This is a genomic window from Armatimonadota bacterium (assembly GCA_031081675.1).
Classification (GTDB): domain Bacteria; phylum Sysuimicrobiota; class Sysuimicrobiia; order Sysuimicrobiales; family Kaftiobacteriaceae; genus Calidihabitans; species Calidihabitans tengchongensis.
Window position 1 is genome coordinate 124,884 of the sequence record JAVHLZ010000003.1, and the last position, 5,395, is coordinate 130,278.

At 74.8% G+C, this 5,395-nt stretch carries 2 protein-coding genes; one reads left to right on the top strand and one right to left on the bottom strand.

The window, feature by feature from the left end; genetic code table 11:
- Positions 1-69 precede the first annotated feature (69 nt).
- A complete protein-coding gene (locus tag RB150_02080) occupies positions 70-1,062 on the top strand; it encodes a beta-ketoacyl-ACP synthase III (GenBank protein MDQ7819328.1) in 993 nt (330 codons plus the stop codon).
- Positions 1,063-1,068: 6 nt separating this feature from the next.
- Here RB150_02080 and RB150_02085 read toward each other — a convergent pair whose 3' ends face one another.
- Positions 1,069-5,328, bottom strand: a complete 4,260-nt coding sequence (locus RB150_02085) for a DEAD/DEAH box helicase (GenBank protein MDQ7819329.1) — start codon at positions 5,326-5,328, stop codon at positions 1,069-1,071.
- Positions 5,329-5,395: the final 67 nt, after the last annotated feature.

The window sequence follows — 5,395 nt, forward strand, 5'->3', positions numbered from 1 at the left end:
GCGCAGATTGCGCAGATTGCGAAGATTGGAAGCAGGTTCGTCCGCCCCTGAGGGGGAATTCGTGTGGGCGTGGACGCCGTCCGCGCGGCGGTCCTGGGGCTGGGCACGTACGTGCCCCCCCGGGTCCTGACCAACGACGACCTGGCCCGGCTGGTGGACACCAGCGACGAGTGGATCACCACCCGCACCGGCATCCGCCGCCGCCACATCGCCGACCCCGACCAGGCCACGTCCGACCTCGCCCTGCCCGCCGCCCGCTCCGCCCTGGAGGCCGCGGGAGTTCCCGCGGAAGAACTGGACCTCATTCTGGTTGGCACGGCCACGCCCGACATGCTGGTCCCCGCCGCCGCCTGCCTGCTCCAGGACCGCCTGGGGGCGCGGCGGGCCGGAGCGTTCGACCTGCTGGCCGCCTGCAGCAGTTTCGTCTACGGGCTCATCTCCGCGAGCCAGCTCATCCAGGCCGGACTGGTGCGGCACGCGCTGGTGGTGGGGGCGGAAACTCTCAGCCGCCTGATCGACTGGGAGGACCGGCGGACCTGCGTCCTGATCGGGGACGGCGCCGGCGCCGCCGTCCTGGGTCCGTCGCGCAGCGGCGCCGGCATCTCCAGCGGCGTCCTCGGCGCCGACGGGTCCGCCGGGGAGGTCCTCAAGGTGCCCGCGGGAGGGTCACGGCTGCCGGTCACCGCCGAGGTGATCGAGCGCCGGCTGCACCGCGCCTACATGGATGGCCAGGCGGTCTTCAGGCTGGCGGTGCGGACGGTGCCGCCCCTGGTGCAGGAGGCGGTGCGCCGCGCCGGGTGGACGCTGCAGGACGTCGACCTGATCGTCCCCCACCAGGCCAATGCGCGCATCATCGAGGCCACGGCCGCCCAGCTGGGGCTGCCGATGGAGAAATTCGTGGTGAACATCCAGGAGTATGGCAACACGTCGGCGGCCAGCGTGCCGCTGGCCCTGGATGAGGCCGTGCGCTCAGGCCGCATCCGCGACGGCAGCCGCCTGGTTCTGGCCGCCTTCGGCGGCGGCTTCACCTACGCCGCCTGCACCCTCGTGTGGGGCCGCTGACCTCCTTCACCGCCTCGACGGGTCACCCACCCCCAGCTGCCGCAGCAGCGCCCCCTGAGGCCCCGCGCCCACCACCGCGCCGTTGCGGTAGGCCACCGCCAGCCCCACCTGCGGCGGTACCCGCTCCCCGGGCAGGAGGATCCCCACCAGGTTGAGCGGGTCGGCGGCAGAGATCACCACCACTTCCTGGTCGGGCGCGCGGCGCACCTCCCGCAGCATCTGGACCGCCTCGGGCAGCGCGAACTGCTCCCCCACGGTCCCCGCCACGAACCGCCCGCCCCGGATCTCGCCCCGGGCCTCCCACCGCCGGTAGACCTCGGCCAGGTCACGCCACGGGGGCGCCACCGTCTCCCGCGCCAGCAGCTCGCGGAAGACCACGCCATACCGCCGCAGCAGCTGGCGGGCAAACCGCTCCACCCGGTCCGGCGGACGGCCGACGTCGGAAGGAACCCACAGGGCCCAGCGCCCGGACGCCGCGGCGCGGCTGTGGGCGCCCTCCACCCGGGAGGGACGCCGGGTCCGGCGGCGGCCGGCCAGGAGGCGCCGCAGCCCTGCCACCCCGTCACCGCTGACGACCCCGCGGGAGACGAGGACCCACAGCGCCTCCTCCACCTCTGACGGCATCCGCCGCACACCCCGCGCGATGTCCGAGACGAACGACGCGCCGCGGTCGGCCAGAAACCGCGCCACCTCCGCCGCGGCCGCCGGCAGGCCTCCCAGGAGAACCTCCAGATCCCTGTCGGCGGGCAGCAGCCAGGCCAGGTCGTCGCGCAGGACGAACGCCAGGGGCGAGCTGCGCGTGGTGCCCGAGGGACGGCTGCCGTTCCGTCCGCCCTCGCCGGGAGGAGCCGCGCTCAGCCGACCCCAGGTGACGACGCCCGACAGGCACAGGGCGTCGAGGTCGGCGGGGTCGTACAGGCGCACCCGGGTCGGAAGTACCGCCTGCTCCCAGGCCGGGGCCGGCAGCTCCAGGCCCTGCAACTGCGCGATGACCTCCAGGACGCCGTCCCGCCCGTGCAGGCGCGTACCGGGCTGCACGTGCTGCCACCGCAGCAGGTAGCGCAGGACGTCCGCCGGCGTCACCGGCTCGATCTCCCGGCGCAGCCGGCCGACGGTCAGGCGGTGGATGCGGGCCAGCAGGCGCCGCTCGCACCACTGCGTCCCGCCGGCGGCGGGGGTGAACCGGCCGCGCAGGACGACGCCCATCCCTTCCAGCGCCGCCAGCGCCCGCTCCACCGCCGGAACCGCCAGCCCCAGCCGGTCCGCCAGATCGTCGGCAGACACCGGGCCGACGATCTGCATCCAGCCCACTACGATGCGGCGGACCGCCTCGTCCGCGTCCGGTTCAGCCGCCCCCCAGCGGGGCAGCGGGGCCACCACGGCCGGAGAGAAGGTCGCATCGTCCAGGGCCGACCGCACCAGGGGGATCCGCTCCGCCGCCACCAGGGCGCGCCGGTCGCGGCCAGATGGATCCCGCCACGCCGCCACCGCCGCCCGGCCGTCCGCGAGAAGCGCGTCCGCGTGCTCCCGCCACCGCTCGGCCTCCTCCAGCGGCACCACGCCCACCGACAGCAGGAGGTCGTGCAGCTCGTCGGGGTCGCGCACCGGAGGCTGGACGTCGGCCACCACCTCCTCCACGGCGGCCGGATCCAGGGCTCCCGTCTCGGCAGCCAGGTCGGGGGCGACCCGGCGCAGCGCCACGGCGCGGGCCCGCCGCTCCTCCAGGGGGGCGTCGTCCAGGAAGGCATACGGCTGGGCGTGGACGATCTCCGCCGCCATCGCCGACGGCGCCGGCGCGTCCACCGCCACGGTGGCGATCTCCCCGCGCTCGATCCCGCGCAGGACTTCCAGCAGCCCGTCCACGTCCAGCGCTTCGTGCAGGCACTGCCGGAGGGTGTCAGAGACCAGCGGGTGGTCCGGGGGGATCACCGGCCCGCTGCGGTTGTCCTGGCAGGCCACCTGGTCGGGGAAGACCGCGGCCAGCAGGTCCTCGGCGCGCATGCGCTGCCACGGCATGGGCACGCGCCGGCCGCCGGCATAGCGGAGGACCGCCAGGGCCCGCGTCGCGGTCCATCGCCACCGGGTGGTGAACAGCGGAGATCCGAGCACCGCCTGGACCAGGTCGTCGCGGGCCGTGGAGGAACGCAGAAACCTGAACACCGCCTCCAGGGGGAAGGAGTGCTGCTCGCCCAGGGACAGGACGATCCCGTCGTCGGTGGCCGCGGCCTGCAGCTCGAAGTCGAACGTCAGGCAGAAGCGCTTGCGCAGCGCGAGGCCCCACGCGCGGGTGATGCGGCCGCCGAAGGGCGCGTGCAGGACCAGCTGCATGCCGCCCGCCTCGTCGAAGAACCGCTCCGCCACCACCCGTCGGGTGGTCGGCACGCAGCCCAGGGCCGCCGCCGTCTCCGCCACGTAGGAGACGATCTGCCGGGCGCCGGCCCGATCCACGCCGGCCTGCTCCACCAGCCAGTCCGCAGCGGCGTCGGGGTCGCCCAGGCGGTCGGCCACCTCCTGCCGCAGGTCGGACACCGCCGCCGACAGCTCGGCGGTGCGGGCCGGCGCCTCGCCCAGCCAGAACGGCACCGACGGCGGCGCGCCCTGGGCGCTTTCCACCCTCACCCGCCCCGCTTCCACCCGGCGGATCCGCCAGGAGCTGTTGCCGAGCAGGAAGACGTCCCCGGCCTGGCTCTCCACGGCGAAGTCCTCGTTGACCCGCCCCACCACTGTGCCCTGGGGGTCTTCCACCACCTCGTAGTCGGCGGTGTCGGGAATCGCGCCGCCGCAGGTGAGGGCCGCCAGGCGCGCTCCCCGCCGGCCCCGCAGCACGCCCCGCACCCCGTCCCGGTGCAGCCACGCCCCGTCGCGTCCCCGGCGGCTGCTGATGCCTTCCGCCAGCATCCGGATGACCTGGTCGAACTGCTCCCGGGACAGGTCCCGATAGGGATACGCCCGGCGCACCAACGCCCACAGGTCGTCCTCGGCGATCTCCTGGCTGCCGGCGATGGCGACGATCTGCTGGGCCAGCACGTCCAGCGGGCAGGAGGGAATGCGTACACGGTCCAGGTGGCCGGCCCGCGCCGCGCGCACGGCCGCCGCGCACTGCACCAGCTCGTCCCGGGTCAGAGGAAACAGGACGCCGCAGGAGACGGCATCCCGCCCGTGGCCGGAGCGTCCCACCCGCTGCAGCAGCGTGCCCAGCGCCCGCGGCGCACCCACGTGGCAGACCAGGTCGATGTGGCCGATGTCGATGCCCAGCTCCAGCGACGCCGTGGCCACCACCACCGACGCCTCGCCGGCCCGGAGCTTCCTCTCGGCCTCCAGGCGCAGGTGACGGGAGAGGCTGCCGTGGTGGGCGACCACGCGGCCCTCGCCCAGGCGCCGGGTGAGCTGGTGGGCCACGCGCTCGGCCAGCCGCCGGGTGTGGACGAAGACCAACGTCGTGCGGCGATCCCGCGCCAGGGCGGCGATGCGGTCGCAGATCTCCTCCCACAGCTCGTGGGTGGCCACGGGCCCCAGCAGCCGGTCGGGGACGTGAACGCTCAGGTCCCAGGGGCGGTAGTGGCCGATGTCCACGACGCCGCAGTCGGGCCGGCCGTCCGGGCCCAGACGCCCGGCCCCCACCAGCAGGGCGGCCACCTCCTCCACCGGCCGCACGGTGGCGCTGAGACCAACGCGCTGCAGCCGCCGGCCGGCCAGCAGGTCCAGCCGCTCCAGGGACAGCGCCAGGTGGCTGCCCCGGCGGTCGGAGGCCACGGCGTGAATCTCGTCCACAATGACGGCCCGGGCGGTGCGGCAGAATGCACGGCTGCGGGCGGCGGTGAGCAGGATGTACAGCGATTCGGGCGTGGTGATGAGGATGTGGGGCGGCCGGCGGGCCATCCGGTCCCGCTCCCGCGCCGGCGTGTCCCCGGTGCGGACCATCACCCGGATCTCGGGCAACGGCGTCCCCTCCAGCGCGGCGCGCGCCCGGATCTCCGCCAGCGGCTCCTGGAGGTTCTTCTGGATATCGTTGCCCAGGGCTTTCAGCGGCGACACGTAAATGACCGCCGTCTCGTCCGCCAGATCGCCCGACGCCGCCGACCGCACCAGCCCGTCCAGCGACCACAGGAACGCCGCCAGGGTCTTGCCGGAGCCGGTCGGGGAGGCGATCAGCGTGTCCCGTCCGGCGATGATGGGCGGCCACCCCAGCGCCTGGGCCGGCGTGGGGTCGCCGAAGCGCTCCCGAAACCAGGCCGCGACCAGAGGATGGAAGACGTCCAGGCTCACCGGGGAATCCCGTCCGCAGTACCGCCGCACTCCATTGTGTACCCGCGCGATCCCCGTGTCCACAGGG